Below are 18,356 nucleotides of genomic sequence, written 5' to 3'. Positions count from 1 at the left end.
GCTGGCCGTCGGCCCCGGACCCACCTTCCGCCCAGAAGTCGACCCCAACCGATTCGGCCCGTATCCGGACCGGTTCGGGACATTACCCGGGCGGGTGATCAGACCGCGGAACCGGGTCGCGGGACGGCGAGTCGCGCTCCCCGTCAGGCGCGACGGTGCCGTCCCTCGCCGGGCTGAGCCCTGTCTGACGGCACGCTGTCGGACGGCGCTCCGCCGGACGGCACCGCCAGCTCCTGCCCGATGGTCTGCGGGACGACCTTGCGCAGCAGGACCAGGTACACCCCCGCCATGACCCACCGGACGCCCACGGTCGCCACGACGATCCCGATCGGCCCCAGCCAGAAGTAGAGACCGGTGTCGAGCACCGCGTTGAGCACGGCGGTAGTGATCGCGATCCCGACCATGTAGTGCTGCTTGCGGGCCACGACGAGCAGCCGCGTGCCCACGACGTTGAACGCATGGGCGGGCACGGAGACCATCACGACGGCGGCCCACCAGAAGCCCTGGGTCCAGTCCTGCGGGAGCAGGCCCGACACCAGCGCGACCAGGCACCCCAGCATGCCGGCCACCGTGAGCACGGTGACCACCACGCCGAGGAGGCGGCCGTCGCGGCGCAGGAGGTGCCGCGCCTCGTCGGGCTCCATCGTGGGCAGCCGCGCCCAGATCGCCACGCGCCGGTACAGGAACGTCATCGTGAAGAACTGGGTCGCGGCGTAGAACAGCCGGTCCGACATCTCGTAGCTGGAGATGTAGCCGGCTCCCGACGACGACAGGTACACCCGGTCCACGGCGGGTCCGAGCTGCGTCACCCCCTGCGACGCGGCCTGGGCGAGGAGGCCGTGCGGGGCGAGGACGTCGGTGGGCTCGTCGCCGGCCTGCGCACGGCGCGCCCGACGGCACGACACCAGCAGGACCGCCCCGCGGGCCGCCTCCCCCACGGGCAGGGCGACCGCGAGCAGCCAGAGCGGCGCGCCGGGCCAGGCGAGCAGCAGCAGCGCGGGCACCAGTGACCGCATGGCCTGCACCGCGATGGGCACCGCAGGAGCGCCGCGGGCCACGCACTCGCCGGACAGGATGCTGGCCAGCGCGGCGAGCACCGGCGTCGCGGCGACCGCGCAGACGAGCGCGACGAACTCCCCCCGGTCCGCGGACCGGGCCGAGTAGGCGAAGGCCAGCACCGGAGTGACCACGACGGTCAGCAGCAGGGCGAAGCGCAGCACGCGCCAGCGGAACGCCCGGAGCGCGGCGGCGGTCGGTTCCACCCGACGGCCCAGCATCCTGCCGTACTCGGCCACGGTGGTGAGCTCGGCCGCCGAGCTGACGATCACCGACCGGGTGACGGCGATCGACACCGCCAGCAGCAGGAGATCCGAGGCACTCGGACTGAGCACCAGAGCGGCGACGAACGGGAGGGTGAACCCGGGCAGCGATCCGACGATCGCCGCCACGGCGCTGGCGAGGTCCTTCCTCACCGGCGCACGGCGTGCCGGGCCCCTGAGGGCCCTAGGCGAGGACGCTGGTGGCCCACCGGTACTGCTCCTCGAGTCCCTCCCGCAGCCCGACCTTCGGGTCCCAGCCCGTCGCCCGCCGGATCGCGTCGGTGGTGCCACCGGTACGGAGCACGTCGCCCGGCACCGGTGCGGAGCGCTCCACCCGGACCTCCTTGCCGGAGATCGTCCCGAGCAGTTCCAACACCTCGTTCATGCTGACCGACGAGCCGCCCGCCACGTTGTACACGGCTCCGGCGGGGACCTGCCCCGTGTCGGCGTCGCCGACCCGCAGGTTCGCCTCCACCACGTCGTCGACGTAGGTGAAGTCGCGGATCTGCTCGCCGGTGCCGTACAGCTGGATCGGAGAGCCCGCGTGGACCCAACGGCAGAAGCGGGTGAAGGCCATGTCCGGTCGCTGACCCGGGCCGTAGACGGTGAAGTAGCGCAGCGACACCGTCGGGAGCCCGTAGTTGTGCGCGTAGAGGCTGCAGAGGTGCTCGGCGGCCAGCTTGGTGACCCCGTACGGGCTGACGGGCTGCGGCCGGTCCGTCTCCTCGGTCGGGTACCGCTCCGCGTTGCCGTAGACCGACGACGAGGAGGCGTAGACGAACCGGCGGAGGCTCCCGGACTGCCGTGCCTCCTCGAGCAGGCGCTGGGTCGCGCAGATGTTGTCCGACGCGTAGCGGCCGAAGTCGCGGCCCCACGACGAGCGCACGCCGGGCTGGCCCGCCTCGTGGAAGACGACCTCGGTGTCGGCCAGGAGCGACGCGAGGTCGAGGGTGTTGAGATCACCCTCGACGAACCGGAACCGGGGGTTGTCGGCGCGCTGCAGGTTCGACCGCTTGATCTGCGGGTCGTAGTAGTCGGTCAGCGCATCCACGCCGACCACGTCGTGGCCGTCGGCGAGCAGTCGCCGGGCGATGTTGCTGCCGATGAACCCGGCGACGCCGGTCACCAGTGCCTTCACGATGTCTCCTGAACGCTGTCGGATCCGGCGACGGCGGGCACATCCGCCGAGTCCGGGAAGAAGTTCTCGCGCACCACCCGCGGTGCGCTCAGGGCCGCGACGGCCTCGGTCACCTTCGCCCGGTCCAGGCCGCGGGCGGCGCGGACGGCGTCGGCGAGCTCCTGCGGGTCGCGGCCGCACGTGAAGCCCGAGACACCCTGCTGGACCAGGCCGCCGGTGTCGGCGCCCTCGGTCACCACCGCGGGCAGGCCTGCGGCCATGGCCTCGACCAGCACGCGGGGGAAGCCCTCGTAGCCGGCGTGGGAGGTCATCAGGAACACACCGGACCGGCTGCGTGCCTCGGCGACGTCCGCCGCGGCGAGCCTGCCGCGCAACGTGATCCGGCTCGCGACGTCCGGCGGGAGGGTGGCGATCAGCGCCTCCAGCTCCGGCCGCAGGGTGCCCGAGCCGATCACCTCGAACGTCCACGGCTCCTCGGGATCGCTCTTCGCGAGCGCGGCGAACGTCCGGATGGCGAGCTCGGGGTTCTTCGGGGTCTCCAGCCGGCCCACCCAGACCAGTGCGGGCGGGTGCGGGTCGGGCGCGGGGACGGTGATCGCCGGGTCGAACCACGTGGGCGCGGCGGCCGTGCGCGGGTTCCACCGCCGCACCTTCTCGGCGTACGCCGGGTTGAACACGATCACCCGGTCGGCGCGCCGCACGATCCAGCGGTCCAGCCGCTCGTGCAGGTCGCCGAACTTGCGCCAGAAGGAGTCGGACGTGGGCCCGAGCAGGCCACGCTCCTGGGTGTGGATGCAGTAGACGAGGGGGCCGCGGAACAGCAGGCGGGTCGCCAGCCCGACGTCCACCCGGTGCGCCTGCAGCGACTCCGCCCGCGGGATCCGCGCCCGGTACCGCAGCAGACCGGCGATGAGCCGGACCGAGAAGGGCACGACGCCCTTGGGGCGGGTGGTGTCGATGCGCGCGACCGGGAGGAACCAGATGTCGCGCTCGCCCTTGCGGACCTTCTGCCACCGGCCCAGCACGCCGCCGCCCGAGGCGTCGTCGAGGACCCCCACGACGCCGATCCTGACGTCGGGCGGGGAGTACTCCAGGACGCCGCGCAAGCAGGTGTCGATGCCCCCGATCGTCAACGTGCGCTGGGCGTCGTACTGCTGGACGATCAGACGGTCGATCCGCTCCACCCCGGGTCGCTCCCGTCGCCACGGCCAGGCCATTCTTCTCCCCCTTGCGCACGTCGGCGCCACCACCGACACTTGAGAATTCCCCCGTCGACGACCGACGTTACCCGCATGCCTACCGTGCGGGCGGACCCTGGTATCCCTCGCGGGCCGACGGGTGGTCGAAGCCCACCTCGCGCCCGTACCCCGGTCCGATCCGGTTGTCGCGCACCACGACGCTCGTGGAGCCCTTCCCCAGGGCGAACGCCTTGTTGCCCTGCCCGACCATCTCGTTGTTCGAGATCGTCACGTCCTGGATGTCCTCCAGCGCCACCGACTGGGCCTCCGCGTGCGGGTCGCAGTAGTTCCCGTCGAACAACCAGCCGCGGCTGACACCCTCGCCCGAACCGCCTTCGTCGTCCGGGCCCTCCGATGCAGTCCACGTGCGAGTCGCCGACGTCGTTGGCCTCCAGGTCGCGCACGGCGTTCTTGAGCGGCTCGTCGAGGTCGTCGGTGTAGCAGATCACGTCGCCGGCTGCGGGTCTTCCGCGTCGCCGCGGAAGTTGAAGCGCCCCCCGAGGGTGTCCCATCCACTGTACGGAGAGCGTGGCCACGCGGGCCCGTGACGAGCGTCAGCGGGCGAGGCCGACGCGGCGCAGGAACCGGCGCAGGGCGCCACCGCGGCGGCGGTACGCGCGACATGTGCCGGACCCGCAGATCCCGCAGTCGGTGCCACGGCGCCAGTGCTCGTGCGCGGCCTTCGGGTGCAGGCAGACGCAGAGGCCGACCGCCGGCTCGGGCGGAGCCGCCTGCCGCGGGGGCGGTACGACAGGTCGCGCGTCATCGCCCACCGTCGGCAGCCCCGCGGGCGGGGTGAGCGTGGCGGTGTGGGGCGCCGGGGACCGCCTGCGCCCTGATGCAGAGTCGCGCGGACCGTGCCGCCGCGCTGCGTCGTCCATGTCCGTCCTGCCTGTTCGGTCGTGCGTGGCCCTGGTGCGCCAGGTCCAGTATGCGACGAACGTCCCGCAACCACCTGTGAAGTGGAGAAGGGCAGGTGTGTCTTTCCGCTCGGACGGGCCCGGACGGGCCGGGCGTCACAGCCGGATGGTGAGCCCCACCCGCTGGAACTCCTTGAGGTCCGAGTAGCCCGTCTTCGCCATCGCCCGGCGCAGGGCGCCGAACAGGTCGACGGTGCCGTTCGGGGTGCTCGACGGGCCGAACAGCACGGTCTCCAGGTCACGGGCTCCCGGGCCGCCGAAACCCGTCACCTCCGACCGGGGAAGCGACGGGTGCGCCGCGGCGGAGGTCCAGTACAGGCCCCGGCCCGGAGCGTCGGCGGCCTCGGTGAGCTGCTCACCCAGCATGACGGCGTCGGCGCCGCAGGCGATCGCCTTGGCCACGTCCCCGGAGTGGTCCATCCCGCCGTCCGCGATCACGTGCACGTAGCGGCCGCCGGTCTCGTCGAGGTAGTCGCGCCGGGCGGCGGCCGCGTCGACGATCGCGGTGGCCATCGGGACACCGATGCCGAGTACCGCGTCCGTCGTCGTCGCCGACGACTGCCCGTAGCCGACGATCACCCCGGCCGCGCCCGTGCGCATGAGGTGCATCGCGGTGCGGTAGTCGCCGACACCCCCCGCGACGACCGGGATCTCCAGGGAGGCGATGAAGTCCTTGAGGTTGAGCGGCTCGCCCCGGGACACGTGCTCGGCCGAGATGATCGTGCCCTGGACGACCAGGATCTCGACGCCCGCGGCCAGGAGCACCGGGGTGAGCTCCCGTGCGCGCTGCGGGCTCACCCGCGCGGCGACCGTCACGCCGGCCTCGCGGACGGTGCGCAGGGCCTCGGTGAGCAGGTCTTCGCGGATCGGTGCCGCGTGCAGCTCCTGCAGCATGCGCACCGCGGCGTCCGGGTCGTCCGACGCGGCCGCCTCGACGATCCGGGCCAGCGCGCCCTCCGCGTCGGCGTGCCGCGCCCACAGCCCCTCGGCGTTGAGCACTCCGAGGCCACCCAGCTTGCCGATCCGCACGGCGTTCGACGGCGAGACCACGGCGTCCGTCGGGTGGGTCACCAGCGGGATGTCGAAGCGGTACGCGTCGAGCTGCCAGGTGGTGGAGACCTCCTTGGAGCTGCGCGTGCGCCGCGAGGGCACGATCTCGATCTGCGACAGGTCGTAACTGCGGCGGGCCGTCCGACCCATCCCGATCTCCACGAGGTCACGCACGGGAGACGAGCGTAGGGCTTGGGTCAGCGACCGGCGTAGTTCGGGGCCTCCGCCGTCATCGTGATGTCGTGCGGGTGGCTCTCCTTGAGCCCCGCCGCGGTGATCCGCACGAGCTGCGCCTCCTGCAGCCGCTCGATCGTCGCCGCACCCGCGTACCCCATGCCCGACCGCAGGCCACCGACGAGCTGGTGCACGACCTGGGCCAGCGGCCCGCGGAACGGGATCCGGCCCTCGATGCCCTCGGGCACGAGCTTGTCCTCGCTCAGCACGTCGTCCTGGGCGTAGCGGTCCTTGGAGTACGACTTCGCGTCGCCGCGCGACTGCATCGCCGCCAGCGACCCCATGCCCCGGTAGGTCTTGAACTGCTTGCCCCCGACGAAGATCAGCTGACCGGGTGACTCGGCCGTGCCCGCGAGCAGACTGCCGAGCATGACGGTGCTCGCACCGGCGGCGATGGCCTTGGCGATGTCGCCCGAGTACTGGATCCCGCCGTCGCCGATCACCGGAATGCCGGCGGCCCGGCAGGCCAGCGACGCCTCGTAGATCGCCGTGATCTGCGGCGCCCCGACACCGGCCACCACGCGGGTGGTGCAGATCGAGCCCGGCCCGACGCCGACCTTGACCGCGTCCGCGCCCGCCTCGACCAGCGCCTGGGCGCCGGCGCGGGTGGCGACGTTGCCGCCGACGACGTCCACCGAGTCGCCCACCTCGGCCCGCAGCTTGGCCACCATCTCCAGCACGCGCCGGGAGTGGCCGTGCGCGGTGTCGACCATGAGCACGTCGACGCCGGCCTCGACCAACGTCATGCCGCGGGCGAACGCCTCCTCGCCGACACCGACCGCGGCGGCGACCACCAGGCGGCCATCGGGGTCCTTCGTCGCCAGCGGGTACTTCTCGGTCTTGTTGAAGTCCTTGATGGTGATCAGCCCGCGCAGGATGCCCGCGCCGTCCACGATCGGCAGCTTCTCCAGCTTGTTGCGCCGCAGCAGGCCCAGCGCGGCCTCCGCGGACACACCGATCTTGGCGGTGATCAGCGGGGCGTCGGTCATGACCTCCCGCACGGGACGGCTGTGGTCCATCTCGAAGCGCATGTCGCGGTTCGTGATGATCCCGACGAGGCGGCCCTCGGCGTCGGTGACCGGCAGCCCGGAGATGCGGAACCGCGAACAGAGGGCGTCGACATCGGCGAGGGTGTCGTCCGGTGAACAGGTGACCGGGTCGGTGACCATGCCGGCCTCCGAGCGCTTCACCACCTCGACCTGGGACGCCTGCTCGTCCGGCGCGAGGTTGCGGTGCAGCACGCCGAGCCCGCCCGCCCGCGCCATCGCGATGGCCATCCGGGACTCGGTGACGGTGTCCATCGGGGACGACACCAGCGGCACCTTCAGCCGGACCCGCCTGCTGATCTGCGTACTCGTGTCGGCCTGGCCGGGAACGACGTCCGACTCCGCGGGCAGCAGCAGGACGTCGTCGAACGTCAGGCCGAGCATCGCGAACTTGGGCGGCAGCCCGGTGACGATCTCGCTGGTCATCCTGGCAGCCCCTCACCGGCGCCGAAGACACCGAGAAGTCGATCTGGACCGGGACCGGGGACGATCCCGTCCGTCCCATCGTATCCAGCCCGCCTCTCCGGCGAGCGCGGCCGTCGGGCGACGCCCCACGCGCGGGTGTCCGGTCGGCGGAGGCGGGTACCCTCCGTGTTGTGTCATCGGACGCACTGCCGCCAGATCCCTTCGCCGGCGACCCGCACGACCCGGCGCTGTCTCTCGACGCCTCCGCTCCCGAGGAGCCCGAGGAGATGAGCGAGGCCGAGCGCGACGAGGTCGTGGCCGACCTGGCCGACCTGGCCGTGTACCAGGCGCTGCTCGAGTCGCGCGGCGTGCGCGGCATCGTCGTCGACTGCGCCGACTGCGGGGAGCAGCACTTCCACGAGTGGAGCCTGCTGCGGGCCAGCCTGCAGCAGCTGCTCGAGGAGGGCCACATGCGCCCGCACGAGCCGGCGTTCGACCCCGACCCCGCCGAGTACGTCAGCTGGGAGTACTGCCGCGGCTACGCCGACGCGGTGCTCTCCGACGGCTGAGACCCACCTCGACGCCGAACGGCCCCCTCCCGAACGGGAGGGGGCCGTGGTCGTCTGCGGTCAGATGGTTTTCGTCTTCGCCGTCGCGGTCGCGTCGATGCTGGTTCCCGCCGAACCCGACGCCGTCGTACCGGTCGCCGTCGTGGTGCCCGTGGTGGCGCCCGTGGTGGTGGTCTCGGCCTGCGCACTGCCCGAGGTCGGGCCGCTCGCACCACCCCGGGGCCCCGGCTGGTCGCCGGACGACGCGGGTGCCGTGGACGTGTCCGCGGAGCCCTCGCTCTGCTCGGGGGCCGGCTTGGGCTCACCCGGAGCCTTCGTCACGTCCGGCGCGGTCGCGGACCCCGGCGAGGTGGCCGGCCCTTCCTTGACCGGTCCGGGCCCCTGCTGCGGAACGAGAGCCTCGCTCTGCCTGCGGCGCGGATCGACGTCGACCGGCTTCGACACCGACGGATCACCCGGCGCCGCCGACTCGGAGGACGAGGCCGACGTGGACGCCGACGACGACGCGGGCGGCGGCGGCGGCGCGGCGGGCGACGTCGTCGAGCGCGCGGTCGGCTTGCTCTTCGGCGGCGTGGACAGGTCCGCGGGCTTCCCCGGGGGCGTCTCGGCCAGCTTCAGAGCCAGGTACTCCTGCTCCTGGGCGAGGCCGGGCTGTCCCTCCTCGCCGCGCACCGCCGGGATCTCGGTGCTGATCGCCTGCAGCTCACGGGCTGCGGTGTCGGTGTCGCCGGTGGACAGCGCCGTCCGCACCTTGTCCAGCCGGCTCTCGACGACGAGCTTGGTCTCGACGGACTCGGCCCGCTCGGGGTTGACGACCTTCTGGACCGCCCACAGGGTGTCGCCGGGCATGGCGTCCTTCGATCCCAGCCCGACGCCGCTGACCGCCGCCACGATGATGGCCGCGGCCGCGACGAGCGGAGCCAGGTGGCGCAGCCGGCCGGCGCGCTTGCGCCGCGTTCCCAGTTCGTCGGCCTTCATCCCGGCGACCACGGCCGCCACGGCGGTGTCGAGGTCGATCAGCTCGGGAATCGGCTCGGCCTCGATCTCGGCCCGCCAGGCGGCCAGCATCGCGACGAGGTGCTCGTCGCGGTTCCGACGCAGGTCCGGGTCGGAGCCCGGAGCGCGGTCACCGAACGCGACGCCCGCGCCCGAGCCGAGCGCGTTCACCAACTCGTCGTCCGCCTGGACGGCGACGAGGTCGGTCGGCCCGTCGACGACGTCGACCGACAGAGATCGGGTGGGAAGGTCGGCGTGCTCGTCGCGGTGGACGCCGTTCGTTCCGCGCGCCCGACCGAAGGGACTCGGAGGTCCCGGGGGGACGCCGTTCCGGTCGTCAGGCATGCAGGTCACTCCCCTCAGGCATGCTCTTGCGGAGGCGGGCCAGTGCCCGGTGCTGTGCCACACGCACCGCACCGGGTGTCGAGCCCACCGCCTCCGCTGTTTCCTCGGCCGACAGGCCGACCACCACGCGTAGGACGAGAATCTCACGTTGCTTGTCGGGCAACTGGTCGAGCAGCCGGCCCATCTCGCCCGACAACTCGACGCGCAGCGCCCGCTGCTCGGGGCCGTCCGCGACCTCCATCGAGTCGGGGATGTCGGCGACCGGCTCCGAGCGGTTACGAGACGACGCACGGTGTGCGTCGATCACCTTGTGTGCCGCGATCCCGTAGACGAACGCCAGGAATGGTTTCCCCTGGACGCGGTACCCGGGCAGGGCCGTCAACACGGCCAAGCACACCTCCTGCGCGACGTCGTCCGCCGAGGCGGACGACCGGTCCGGTGCACCGAGACGGGCGCGGCAATAGCGCACGACCAGTGGCCGGATGATGGTCAGCACACGCCCCACAGCCTCCCGGTCGCCTGCCATGGCGGCTGCGACCAGGTCGTCGGGAACGTCTGTCGTGTCACTCATCGCGCACTGTTGTGGGAGCGTTACCAGGCATTCTCGTTGTCGTCCGATCGTGAGTCCGATCACGCAGAGTGACATTTCTGCGTTCCGGGGCTCCTCAACCGTAGCGGGGCGCCACCGGCGGGCCGGACGAGGCTCACGATCGGGACGGCCTCCGACACCGCTTGCGGGCGCCCACCTGCACGACCTGCAGGTAACGGCCCGGACACGGCAGCGCCCCGGGCCGATGTACCGGCCCGGGGCGCGCGGGGGTGTGGAGCGACCTACGAGACCAGGCCGCGACGGAACCCGTGCGCCACCGCCTGCGCACGGTCACGCACGCCCAGCTTCCGGAAGAGCCGGCGAGCGTGGGTCTTGACCGTGTCCTCCGACAGGTAGAGCTCGCGGCCGATCTGGCCGTTGCTCTTGCCCTGGCTCATCCCGCGCAGCACCTGCAGCTCGCGCTCGGTGAGCTGCACGCCGGGATCGGCGGGCGTGCGGGGTGTCGGCACCGCGGTGCTGGCCAGTGTGTGCGCCAGGGCGGCGACCAGCTCGGGGCGCGAGGCGTCCCAGCGCAGGTAGCCCCGCGCACCGCCGGCGATGGCGGCGGCGATGCTCCCCGCATCGTCCGGGGCGCCGAACACGATGACGTTCGCCTGTGGATGAGCGGCGACGAGGCGACGTGTCGCCTCCACCCCGGTCGGCACGGCACGTTGCGTGCCGACCAGGACGACGTCGACCGGCTGCCGGGAGTACCGGGCCAGCAACTCGTCCCCGTGCGCAACGCAGTCGATCCGGTGCACTCCCGGGACCGCCGACATCACGCGCGTCAGGCCTTCGCGGACGCTGCGACGATCGTCGCAGATCAGTACCGTCGTCACGACGATTCCTTCCTGCAGCTTCCTGCAGCCGGGTGATGTGTCACCCCTCCGTATCGGCGAGTGACCGCCTCACCTTGACACGATCAGGGTGGTTTTGTGCCCCCGTTCGAAGAGCGAAGCGCCGAATGGCGCCTGTCATGTGGGTGACTGCACTTCGAATGGAGTAGCCAGACTACCGACTGCCACACGGGGCCGTGCAGGGACTCCCCCATCAGGCGCTTGCATCTGGGGCGGCTGCTCCGGACGAGGTCGCCCGACGCGGTGAACCAACCGCTAGGCGATCTTCACCCGGACGACCCGTACGAATGCTGCCGACCACTCGTTGGACTACCTCGTCGGCAGCGCAGGGCGACGTGCGCTCCACGGATGCGAACAGCCACTCAACGCAGCACGACCGCAGCGATCCGCTCGCCCGCCTCGACGAGCGAGCCGAGTGCCTCCACGCCCGGCGGCAGGGTGGCGCCGTTCCAGCCGGGGCCCGCCACGAATGCCCGGTAGCGCGGCCGGGTGACCGGCAGTCCGGCGACGACCGAGACGTCCGCGGTCGAGGAGATCTGGGACCAGAGCACGACGGCGGCGGGCGCTGTCCGGCGGACGGCCGCGGCGAGGGCGTCGGCGGGGAGGGCGGCTCCCAGCGACCGGCAGCCGATCCCCCGATCGGCGAGCAGCGCGCCGAGCACGGCGAGCGGGACGACGTGCAGGTCCGACGGCATCGCCGCGAGCAGTACCGGACGGGCGGGCTGCGCCGCCGTGGCGGACGCCCGCGAGGCGAAGACCGCGATGAGGCACTGGCTGAGCAGGTGCTCGATCTCCACCCCGCGGCCGGTGGTCGCCCACCGCTCCCCGACCGCGACCAGGACCGGGCGTGCCACGTCGTCCCAGGTGGCGGCCACACCGTCGGCGGCGATCGACTCCTCGACCAGGGTGTGCATCGCGACCGCGTCCATCGCCAGCGCGGCACGGCCGAGCCCGCGGGCCCGGGGGCCGGCTCCCGGCATCCGCAGCGTGGCGCCCCCGCCGCCCCGGCTGCGCGGCACCGGTGGTGACGCGGAGCCGACGGCGACGGACGCCTCCGAGGGTGGGACTGCCTCCTCGGCCACCAGCGGGGTGTCTTCGGCGACCACGGCCGGTGCGGCCGACGGCCGGCCGGCGCTGCGGGCGTAGCGGGCCGCCTCCGCGGGGGCGGCGCCCTGCATGAGCGCGCGCTGCATGAGCTCCAGGCGGGCCATGTCGTCGGAGGAGTAGCGACGGTGGCGGCCGTGGGCGTGGCCGGTGGGCCCGATGCCGTACCTGCGGTCCCAGGTACGCAGCGTCGCCGGTGCGATGCCGAGACGGCGGGCTGCTCCGGAGACCGTCAGGCGGGGCTCGTCCACGTCCTCCACCGAAGGTCTCGTCTTGTCCATGTGCGGAGCCATCCCCGCTGCTCTTGGCGTCGAATCACCTTACGGCAGCGCACTTGCGTGCTGCATGTCCCGGCACGGTGCGCCGTTCCGGGGCCGTGGCGGGGGCGCCGGCTCCCTGCGTCGTGGGGGACGCGGGACCGGCTCGGCGCTCCCGCTGCGGGTCGCGGCCGGGGGACGACAGGCGTGCTCGCGACGTTGCGGGGTATCCGCCGTACGGGCGGACCGAAAGTCGCGACCCCGATTTCCTTGAACAACGTTTGGCGCGGTTCTACCGTGGACACACCCGCACCTGTTGGCGCGGACCTGGGGTGGACGGGCAGGGTGAGTGCGATGGCGGATATCCGGAGGCTTCCGGTTCCGGTGACGGACATCTGGGACTGGCAGATGAACGGCGCCTGTCGTGGGATGGACAGCGGCTTCTTCTTCCACCCGGAAGGCGAACGCGGCCCCGCCAGGGCGAACCGCGAGGCCCGGGCGAAGCAGATCTGCCGGACCTGCCCTGTGCTGGAGCAGTGCCGCCGGCACGCGCTGGCCGTGCACGAGCCCTACGGCGTGTGGGGCGGGCTGTCGGAGGCGGAGCGCGAGGAGATCATCCGCGGACGCACCCGACGGCTGCGCGTGACCACTGCGCCGCGACAGCCGGTCCAGCCCGCCGTCGCCCACTGACGGAGCCCGGAAACGACGGTGCGGGTGGGCCGTCCGAGGACGGCCCACCCGCACCGGGGTGAAGCGGGAGCGCGGTCAGTGACCGTGCCCGTGCCCGTGCCCGCCCGCGGGGGCCGGAGCCGGAGCCTCGGGCTTGTCGACCACGGCGCTCTCGGTGGTGAGCACCATCCGCGCGATCGACGCGGCGTTCACCACGGCCGAGCGGGTGACCTTCACCGGGTCGATCACGCCGTCGGCGAGCAGGTCGCCGTAGGTCAGGGTCGCGGCGTTGAAGCCCTGGCCCCACTTCCCCTCGGCGACCTTGTTCACGACGACGGCACCTTCCTGGCCGCCGTTGGCGGCGATCCAGAACAGCGGCGCGGTCAGCGACTTGCGGACGATCTCGACGCCTGTGGCCTCGTCGCCCTTCAGGCCGAGGCCGTCCGCCAGCGCCGCGGCCGCCTGCACCAGCGCGGAACCGCCGCCGGGCACGATGCCCTCCTCGACGGCGGCGCGGGTGGCCGACACGGCGTCCTCGATGCGGTGCTTGCGCTCCTTGAGGGCCGTCTCGGTCGCCGCCCCGACCTTGATCACCGCGACGCCGCCGGCCAGCTTCGCCAGCCGCTCCTGCAGCTTCTCGCGGTCCCAGTCGGAGTCGGTGTCCTCGATCTCGCGCTTGATCTGCTCGACCCGGCCCTTGACCGCGTCCGCATCGCCCGCGCCGTCGATGAACGTGGTGGCGTCCTTCGTGACGACGACCCGGCGCACCCGGCCCAGGCTGTCCAGGCCGGCCTCGGCGAGCTTAAGACCGACCTCGGCGGTGATGACCTGGCCGCCGGTGGCGACCGCGAGGTCGTCCATGAAGGCCTTGCGGCGGTCGCCGAAGAACGGCGACTTGACCGCGACGACCCGCAGCGTCTTGCGGATCGAGTTGACCACCAGGGTGGACAGCGCCTCGCCCTCGACGTCCTCGGCCACGATCAGCAGCGGCTTGCCGTCGCCGAGCACCTTCTCCAGCAGCGGCAGGAGGTCGGCGATCGCGCCGATCTTCTCGCGGTGCAGCAGGACGTAGGCGTCCTCCAGCACGGCCTCCATCGACTCGGCGTCCGTCACGAAGTACGGCGACAGGTAGCCCTTGTCGAACTGCAGGCCCTCGGTGATCTCCAGCTCGGTGGCGAGCGTGGAGCCCTCCTCGATGGTGATCACGCCGTCCTTGCCGACGGCGTCGAGCGCCTGGCTGATGAGGTCGCCGATCTCCTCCTCGCGGGAGGCGATCGTGCCCACCTGGGCGATGGCCTTGCCCTCGACGGGCGTGGCCTTCTCCTTGAGGAACTCGGAGACGCGGTCCGCGGCCTTCGAGATGCCCACGCCGAGCGCCATCGGGTTCGCCCCGGCGGCCACGTTGCGCAGGCCCGCGGCCACCATGGCCTGGGCGAGCACGGTGGCGGTGGTGGTGCCGTCGCCGGCGACGTCGTTGGTCTTGGTGGCGGCGGTCTTGGCGAGCTGGGCGCCCAGGTTCTCGAACGGGTCGCTCAGGTCGATCTCGCGGGCGATGGTGACACCGTCGTTCGTCACCGTCGGCCCGCCGAACTTCTTCTCCAGCACGACGTGGCGACCGCGCGGGCCGAGGGTCACCTTGACGGCGTCGGCCAGCTGGTTCACCCCGCGCTCCAGCGCCCGGCGCGCGGTCTCGTCGAAGCTGATCTGCTTCGGCATGTTCTCGAACTCCCTATCGGTTCAGGGGGAGACGCCACCGCCCCGGCAGCCCGTCCGGTCGACGGACCGCCGGGGCGGTAAGAGGCTCAGTACGGGGTGAGCGTCAGTTGACGACCGCGAGGACGTCGCGGGCGGAGAGGATCAGGTACTCCTCGCCGTTGTACTTCACCTCGGTGCCGCCGTACTTGCTGTAGATGACGACGTCGCCGACCTGTACGTCGAGCGGGACGCGGTTGCCGTTGTCGTCGATGCGGCCGGGGCCCACCGCGAGGACCTTGCCCTCCTGCGGCTTCTCCTTGGCCGTGTCGGGGATGACGATGCCCGACGCCGTGGTGGTCTCGGCCTCGCTGGCCTGGACGACGATCTTGTCCTCGAGCGGCTTGATGTTCGCCACTTGATGACCTCCCCTTCCCTGGGGTGCGTGCGATGTCCTGACGTGATGTCGTGTCGCGAGCAGCCGGTCCGAGAGCGGCCCGTCGTCGCGGGTGCCGGGACGCCCGGTCGGGCGCTCGCTGTGAGCCTGGGCTCATTGGCACTCTACCCATGAGAGTGCCAACCGCTCAACGGCGGCCCCGATGGGTGTCGAGTCGATGTCTAGGCTCGCGGCATGGCAACCATCGGAACCAGCGGCATCGACGTCTCCCGGCTCTGCCTGGGAGCCAACGTCTTCGGCTGGACGGCCGACCGCGACACCTCCTTCGCCGTGCTCGACGCCTTCGTCGGTGCGGGTGGGAACTTCGTCGACACCGCCGACTCCTACATGTGGCGGATTCCCGGCAACTCCGGCGGGGAGTCGGAGACGATCATCGGCGAGTGGTTCGCGGCCCACGGTCGCCGCGACGACGTCGTCCTCGCGACGAAGGTGTCGTCGCTGCCGGCCCGCAAGGGCCTGGCCGCCGCCAACATCGCCGCCGCGTGCGACGACTCGCTGCGTCGGCTGCAGACCGACCACATCGACCTCTACTACGCCCACTACGACGACCAGAGCGTCGCGCAGGAGGAGTACCTCGACGCCTTCGACTCGCTCGTGCGGGCGGGCAAGGTGCGGGCGATCGCGGCGTCCAACTTCACCGCGGAGCGCCTGCGCAGCGCGCTGGAGATCTCCCGGCGCGACGGGCTGGCGGAGTTCGTCGCGCTGCAGCCGCACTACAACCTCGTGGAGCGGTCGGAGTTCGAGACGGCGCTGCTGCCGGTGCTGGAGTCCGAGGGCCTGTCGTGCATGCCCTACTACGGGCTGGCGAAGGGCTTCCTGACCGGCAAGTACCGCGACGGCGGCGCCGCCGTCGACAGCCCGCGCGCCGAGGGCGCACTGGCGTACCTCGACGACCGCGGCCGCGCGGTGCTCGCGGTGCTGGACGAGATCGCCGCCGGGCACGAGGTGCCGGTCGCGGCGGTGGCGCTGGCCTGGCTCGCGGCGCAGCCGACCGTGGTGGCGCCGATCGCGAGCGCCCGCACCACCGAGCAGTTGGCGGAGCTGCTGCCGGTGCTGGACCTGAAGCTGACCGACGACGAGGTGCGGTTGCTGACCCACGTGAGCGGCTGACCCAGCCTGCCGAGGGGGCCGGGTTGTTCGCAGCATGGTGGCTTTGCTGCGGTCGGAGTGCAGCAAAGCCACCATGCTGCACTCCCCGAGCCCCGCACCGGGGCTCGTCAGCCGACCAGCACCTCGGTCACCGGCAACGACGAGTTCGCCGGCAGGTCCAGCCGCGACGGCTTCGCCCCTCCCGCCAACAGGTGCGCGCCCAGCGCCGCGACCATCGCGCCGTTGTCGGTGCACAGCCGGGGGCGCGGCACCCGCAGCGCGATCCCGGCCGCGGTGCAGCGCTCCTCGGCCAGCGCCCGCAGCCGGGAGTTCGCGGCGACACCGCCGCCGAGCACCATCGTCTCCGCTCCTTGCTCCCGGGCCGCGCGCACGGCCTTGGCCGTGAGCACGTCGACGACCGCCTCCTGGAAGCTCGCGGCCACGTCGGCGACCGGGACGGGCTCCCCCGCGCGCTGCAGCGCCTCGACGTGGCGGGCCACGGCGGTCTTCAGCCCGGAGAAGGAGAAGTCGAAGGGGGCGTCGCGCGGGCCGGTGAGCCCGCGCGGGAACGCGACGGCCGCGGGGTCGCCGTCACGCCCGACGCGGTCGATGTGCGGGCCTCCGGGGAACGGCAGCCCGAGCAGGCGCGCGACCTTGTCGAAGGCCTCGCCCGCGGCGTCGTCGATCGTCGCGCCGAGCGGCGTGACCGGGCCGGCGAGGTCCGGGACGTCGAGCAGGCTCGAGTGCCCGCCGGAGACCAGCAGCGCCAGGCACGGGGGCAGCGGCCCGTGCTGCAGGGTGTCGACGGCGACGTGGGCGGCGAGGTGGTTCACGCCGTAGAGCGGCACGTCCCACGCCGCCGCGTAGGCCTTCGCCGCCGCGACCCCCACCAGCAGGGCACCCGCCAGCCCCGGGCCGGCGGTGACCGCGACGGCGGCGACGTCGCGCGGGCGCACCCCGGCCGTCTTCAGCGCCCGGTGCACGGCGGGGACCATCGCCTGCAGGTGCGCACGGGAGGCCACCTCGGGCACCACGCCGCCGAAGCGGGCGTGCTCCTCCACCGACGAGGCGATCTCGTCGGCGAGCAGCTCGACGCGGCCCGTGTCGTCGAGTGAGACGATCCCGACGCCGGTCTCGTCGCACGAGGTCTCGATTCCCAGGACGACGGTCACCGGGCCTGCCTCCGCATCGTGTACGCGTCCGCCCCGCTGGGCCGGTAGTAGTTGCGGCGCAGGCCGACCACGACGAAGCCCTCGGTCTCGTACAGGGTCCGGGCCGCGTCGTTGTCCGTCCGGACCTCCAGGAACACCGTCGCGTGCAGCCTGTCGGCGGCGGCGAGCAGACCGCGCAGCAGGGCACGACCGATCCCGCGGCCCTGGTGCGCCGGGTCGACGCCGATGGTGTGGATCTCGGCCTCGGCGCCCGGTGGCTTGCCGACCACCGCGACCCCGCCGTAGCCGACCAGCTCGCCGTCGATCCTGGCCGCCAGGTAGGTGTGGCCCGCGCGCAGTTCCTCGCGGAACGCGGCGGCGTTCCACGGCTCGTCGCCGGGGAAGAGCACCTGCTCCAGTGCGGCGCACCGGAACGCGTCCGCCGGTCGCAGGGCCTCGAGCACGACATCAGGGGGAAGGGTCACGTCTCGCGCCCTCATCCGGTGCCGACCGGCTTGCGCGGCCCCGGGGCCACGGCGTCCGGCCGGCGCAGGTACAGCGGCTCCAGCGGGCCCGGCCGCACGCCGGCGCGCAGCGCGTCGACCGCGCACGCGACGAGACCGGCCGGACCGGGTGCCTCCGGAGCCACCACCCGCAGACCGGTCCCGGCCGCGCAGGCCCCGGCGGCCGCGACCGCGCCCAGCTCGGGAATCCGGGCCACGAGCGCTGCCGGCGCCTCGACGTGCGGTCCGGTGATCTGGACGCCCCCGGAGTACGCCGCCCAGTAGACCTCGCGGCGGCGGGCGTCGGTGACGACGAGCAGCGGACCGCCTGCATCGAGGGCCTCCGCGGCGATCGCGTCGAGCGAGCAGACACCGTGCACCGGGACGTCCAGCGCGTCGCCGAGGGCGGCGGCGGTCACCATCCCGACCCGCAGGCCCGTGAACGGGCCCGGGCCGGTGCCGACGACGACGGCGTCGATGTCGGCGAGCGCGACACCCGCCTCGGCACACGCGGCGAGCGCCTCCGGCATGAGGAGTTCGCCGTGCTTGCGGGCGTCGCGGGTGACCCGGACGGCTAGGGTGGCCGTCGCGTCGGCACGGTCGGGAGCGACCTCGACGATGCCTGCCGTCACAGCGGGCGTGGCGGTGTCCAGGGCGAGCACGAGCACACACCGAGCCTAATGCGCCTGTGGACAACTCCCGCCGCGCGGCCCGGTTCCGCCCGGAGT

Annotated in this window: 19 protein-coding genes; 3 read left to right on the top strand and 16 right to left on the bottom strand. The window is 72.8% G+C overall.

The genetic code is table 11. The features are described from left to right. Positions 1-143: 143 nt before the first annotated feature. From RM445_RS04035 to guaB, 7 genes are all read right to left on the bottom strand, one after another. Positions 144-1,472: a lipopolysaccharide biosynthesis protein gene (locus RM445_RS04035; RefSeq protein ID WP_311554617.1), complete on the bottom strand. Its 1,329-nt coding sequence runs from the start codon at positions 1,470-1,472 to the stop codon at positions 144-146. Between the two features lie 31 nt (positions 1,473-1,503). After that, entirely contained in the window at positions 1,504-2,457 is a 954-nt protein-coding gene (locus tag RM445_RS04030; RefSeq protein ID WP_311554615.1) for an NAD-dependent epimerase/dehydratase family protein, read from the bottom strand. Then, the gene (locus tag RM445_RS04025) at positions 2,454-3,641 is read right to left on the bottom strand and encodes a glycosyltransferase (protein ID WP_311554614.1); all 1,188 of its coding nucleotides are present in this window, start codon (positions 3,639-3,641) and stop codon (positions 2,454-2,456) included. The genes RM445_RS04030 and RM445_RS04025 overlap by 4 nt, the downstream gene beginning before the upstream one ends. A 112-nt stretch (positions 3,642-3,753) precedes the next feature. After that, positions 3,754-3,996, bottom strand: a complete 243-nt coding sequence (locus tag RM445_RS04020) for a hypothetical protein (protein ID WP_311554613.1) — start codon at positions 3,994-3,996, stop codon at positions 3,754-3,756. A 253-nt stretch (positions 3,997-4,249) separates the two neighbouring features. Then, complete coding sequence (locus RM445_RS04015) at positions 4,250-4,576, bottom strand: hypothetical protein (RefSeq protein ID WP_311554612.1); 327 nt, start codon at positions 4,574-4,576, stop codon at positions 4,250-4,252. Between the two features lie 135 nt (positions 4,577-4,711). Continuing rightward, entirely contained in the window at positions 4,712-5,839 is a 1,128-nt protein-coding gene (locus RM445_RS04010) for a GuaB3 family IMP dehydrogenase-related protein (RefSeq protein WP_311554610.1), read from the bottom strand. A gap of 23 nt (positions 5,840-5,862) precedes the next feature. After that, entirely contained in the window at positions 5,863-7,371 is a 1,509-nt protein-coding gene (gene guaB / locus RM445_RS04005; RefSeq protein ID WP_311554609.1) for an IMP dehydrogenase, read from the bottom strand. Positions 7,372-7,541: 170 nt separating this feature from the next. Between guaB and RM445_RS04000 the strand changes: the two genes are divergently transcribed. Further along, entirely contained in the window at positions 7,542-7,919 is a 378-nt protein-coding gene (locus RM445_RS04000; protein WP_311554608.1) for a DUF5319 domain-containing protein, read from the top strand. 60 nt (positions 7,920-7,979) lie between these two features. On the opposite strand, the gene RM445_RS03995 is transcribed toward RM445_RS04000, so the two are convergent. The 4 genes from RM445_RS03995 to RM445_RS03980 all read right to left on the bottom strand — a co-directional run bounded on the left by RM445_RS03995 (position 7,980) and on the right by RM445_RS03980 (position 12,103). Next, positions 7,980-9,260 (bottom strand): anti-sigma-D factor RsdA, encoded by a 1,281-nt coding sequence (locus RM445_RS03995; RefSeq protein ID WP_311554607.1) that lies wholly within the window; start codon positions 9,258-9,260, stop codon positions 7,980-7,982. Beyond that, the gene (locus RM445_RS03990; RefSeq protein ID WP_311554606.1) at positions 9,253-9,831 is read right to left on the bottom strand and encodes a sigma-70 family RNA polymerase sigma factor; all 579 of its coding nucleotides are present in this window, start codon (positions 9,829-9,831) and stop codon (positions 9,253-9,255) included. The genes RM445_RS03995 and RM445_RS03990 overlap by 8 nt, the downstream gene beginning before the upstream one ends. A gap of 260 nt (positions 9,832-10,091) precedes the next feature. Beyond that, positions 10,092-10,688, bottom strand: a complete 597-nt coding sequence (locus tag RM445_RS03985; protein ID WP_311554605.1) for a response regulator transcription factor — start codon at positions 10,686-10,688, stop codon at positions 10,092-10,094. A gap of 380 nt (positions 10,689-11,068) precedes the next feature. Then, positions 11,069-12,103, bottom strand: a complete 1,035-nt coding sequence (locus RM445_RS03980) for a MerR family transcriptional regulator (RefSeq protein ID WP_311554604.1) — start codon at positions 12,101-12,103, stop codon at positions 11,069-11,071. A 318-nt stretch (positions 12,104-12,421) separates the two neighbouring features. Between RM445_RS03980 and RM445_RS03975 the strand changes: the two genes are divergently transcribed. Then, positions 12,422-12,757: a WhiB family transcriptional regulator gene (locus RM445_RS03975; protein WP_311554603.1), complete on the top strand. Its 336-nt coding sequence runs from the start codon at positions 12,422-12,424 to the stop codon at positions 12,755-12,757. 75 nt (positions 12,758-12,832) lie between these two features. On the opposite strand, the gene groL is transcribed toward RM445_RS03975, so the two are convergent. Together groL and groES are read right to left on the bottom strand one after the other, a co-directional pair. Then, positions 12,833-14,452: a chaperonin GroEL gene (gene groL / locus RM445_RS03970; RefSeq protein ID WP_311554602.1), complete on the bottom strand. Its 1,620-nt coding sequence runs from the start codon at positions 14,450-14,452 to the stop codon at positions 12,833-12,835. 103 nt (positions 14,453-14,555) lie between these two features. Next, positions 14,556-14,846: a co-chaperone GroES gene (gene groES / locus RM445_RS03965; RefSeq protein WP_311554601.1), complete on the bottom strand. Its 291-nt coding sequence runs from the start codon at positions 14,844-14,846 to the stop codon at positions 14,556-14,558. A 213-nt stretch (positions 14,847-15,059) separates the two neighbouring features. Between groES and RM445_RS03960 the strand changes: the two genes are divergently transcribed. Further along, complete coding sequence (locus RM445_RS03960; protein ID WP_311554599.1) at positions 15,060-15,995, top strand: aldo/keto reductase; 936 nt, start codon at positions 15,060-15,062, stop codon at positions 15,993-15,995. A 107-nt stretch (positions 15,996-16,102) separates the two neighbouring features. On the opposite strand, the gene tsaD is transcribed toward RM445_RS03960, so the two are convergent. From tsaD to tsaB, 3 genes are read right to left on the bottom strand one after another with little or no spacing between them, the layout of a single operon-like run. Beyond that, on the bottom strand, positions 16,103-17,146 hold the full coding sequence (gene tsaD / locus RM445_RS03955) for a tRNA (adenosine(37)-N6)-threonylcarbamoyltransferase complex transferase subunit TsaD (protein WP_311554598.1): 1,044 nt from the start codon (positions 17,144-17,146) through the stop codon (positions 16,103-16,105). Further along, entirely contained in the window at positions 17,143-17,625 is a 483-nt protein-coding gene (gene rimI / locus RM445_RS03950) for a ribosomal protein S18-alanine N-acetyltransferase (protein WP_311554597.1), read from the bottom strand. Before rimI ends, tsaD begins: the two co-directional genes overlap by 4 nt. Continuing rightward, positions 17,622-18,296, bottom strand: a complete 675-nt coding sequence (gene tsaB, locus RM445_RS03945; RefSeq protein ID WP_311554596.1) for a tRNA (adenosine(37)-N6)-threonylcarbamoyltransferase complex dimerization subunit type 1 TsaB — start codon at positions 18,294-18,296, stop codon at positions 17,622-17,624. The genes rimI and tsaB overlap by 4 nt, the downstream gene beginning before the upstream one ends. Positions 18,297-18,356 lie beyond the last annotated feature (60 nt).

It is taken from the genome of Pseudonocardia charpentierae (genome assembly GCF_031845345.1).
In the GTDB taxonomy this organism is placed as follows: domain Bacteria; phylum Actinomycetota; class Actinomycetes; order Mycobacteriales; family Pseudonocardiaceae; genus Pseudonocardia; species Pseudonocardia charpentierae.
This window is presented reverse-complemented; position numbering and strand designations above follow the sequence as displayed.

Bases quoted from the DNA above. Each gene is read 5' to 3' on its own strand.
- RM445_RS03975 (WP_311554603.1), top strand. From the start codon at position 12,422: ATGGCGGATATCCGGAGGCTTCCGGTTCCGGTGACGGACATCTGGGAC.
- RM445_RS04015 (WP_311554612.1), bottom strand. From the start codon at position 4,576: ATGGACGACGCAGCGCGGCGGCACGGTCCGCGCGACTCTGCATCAGGG.
- guaB (WP_311554609.1), bottom strand. From the start codon at position 7,371: ATGACCAGCGAGATCGTCACCGGGCTGCCGCCCAAGTTCGCGATGCTC.
- RM445_RS03990 (WP_311554606.1), bottom strand. From the start codon at position 9,831: ATGAGTGACACGACAGACGTTCCCGACGACCTGGTCGCAGCCGCCATG.
- RM445_RS03960 (WP_311554599.1), top strand. From the start codon at position 15,060: ATGGCAACCATCGGAACCAGCGGCATCGACGTCTCCCGGCTCTGCCTG.
- RM445_RS03980 (WP_311554604.1), bottom strand. From the start codon at position 12,103: ATGGCTCCGCACATGGACAAGACGAGACCTTCGGTGGAGGACGTGGAC.
- RM445_RS03995 (WP_311554607.1), bottom strand. From the start codon at position 9,260: ATGCCTGACGACCGGAACGGCGTCCCCCCGGGACCTCCGAGTCCCTTC.
- rimI (WP_311554597.1), bottom strand. From the start codon at position 17,625: ATGAGGGCGCGAGACGTGACCCTTCCCCCTGATGTCGTGCTCGAGGCC.
- groL (WP_311554602.1), bottom strand. From the start codon at position 14,452: ATGCCGAAGCAGATCAGCTTCGACGAGACCGCGCGCCGGGCGCTGGAG.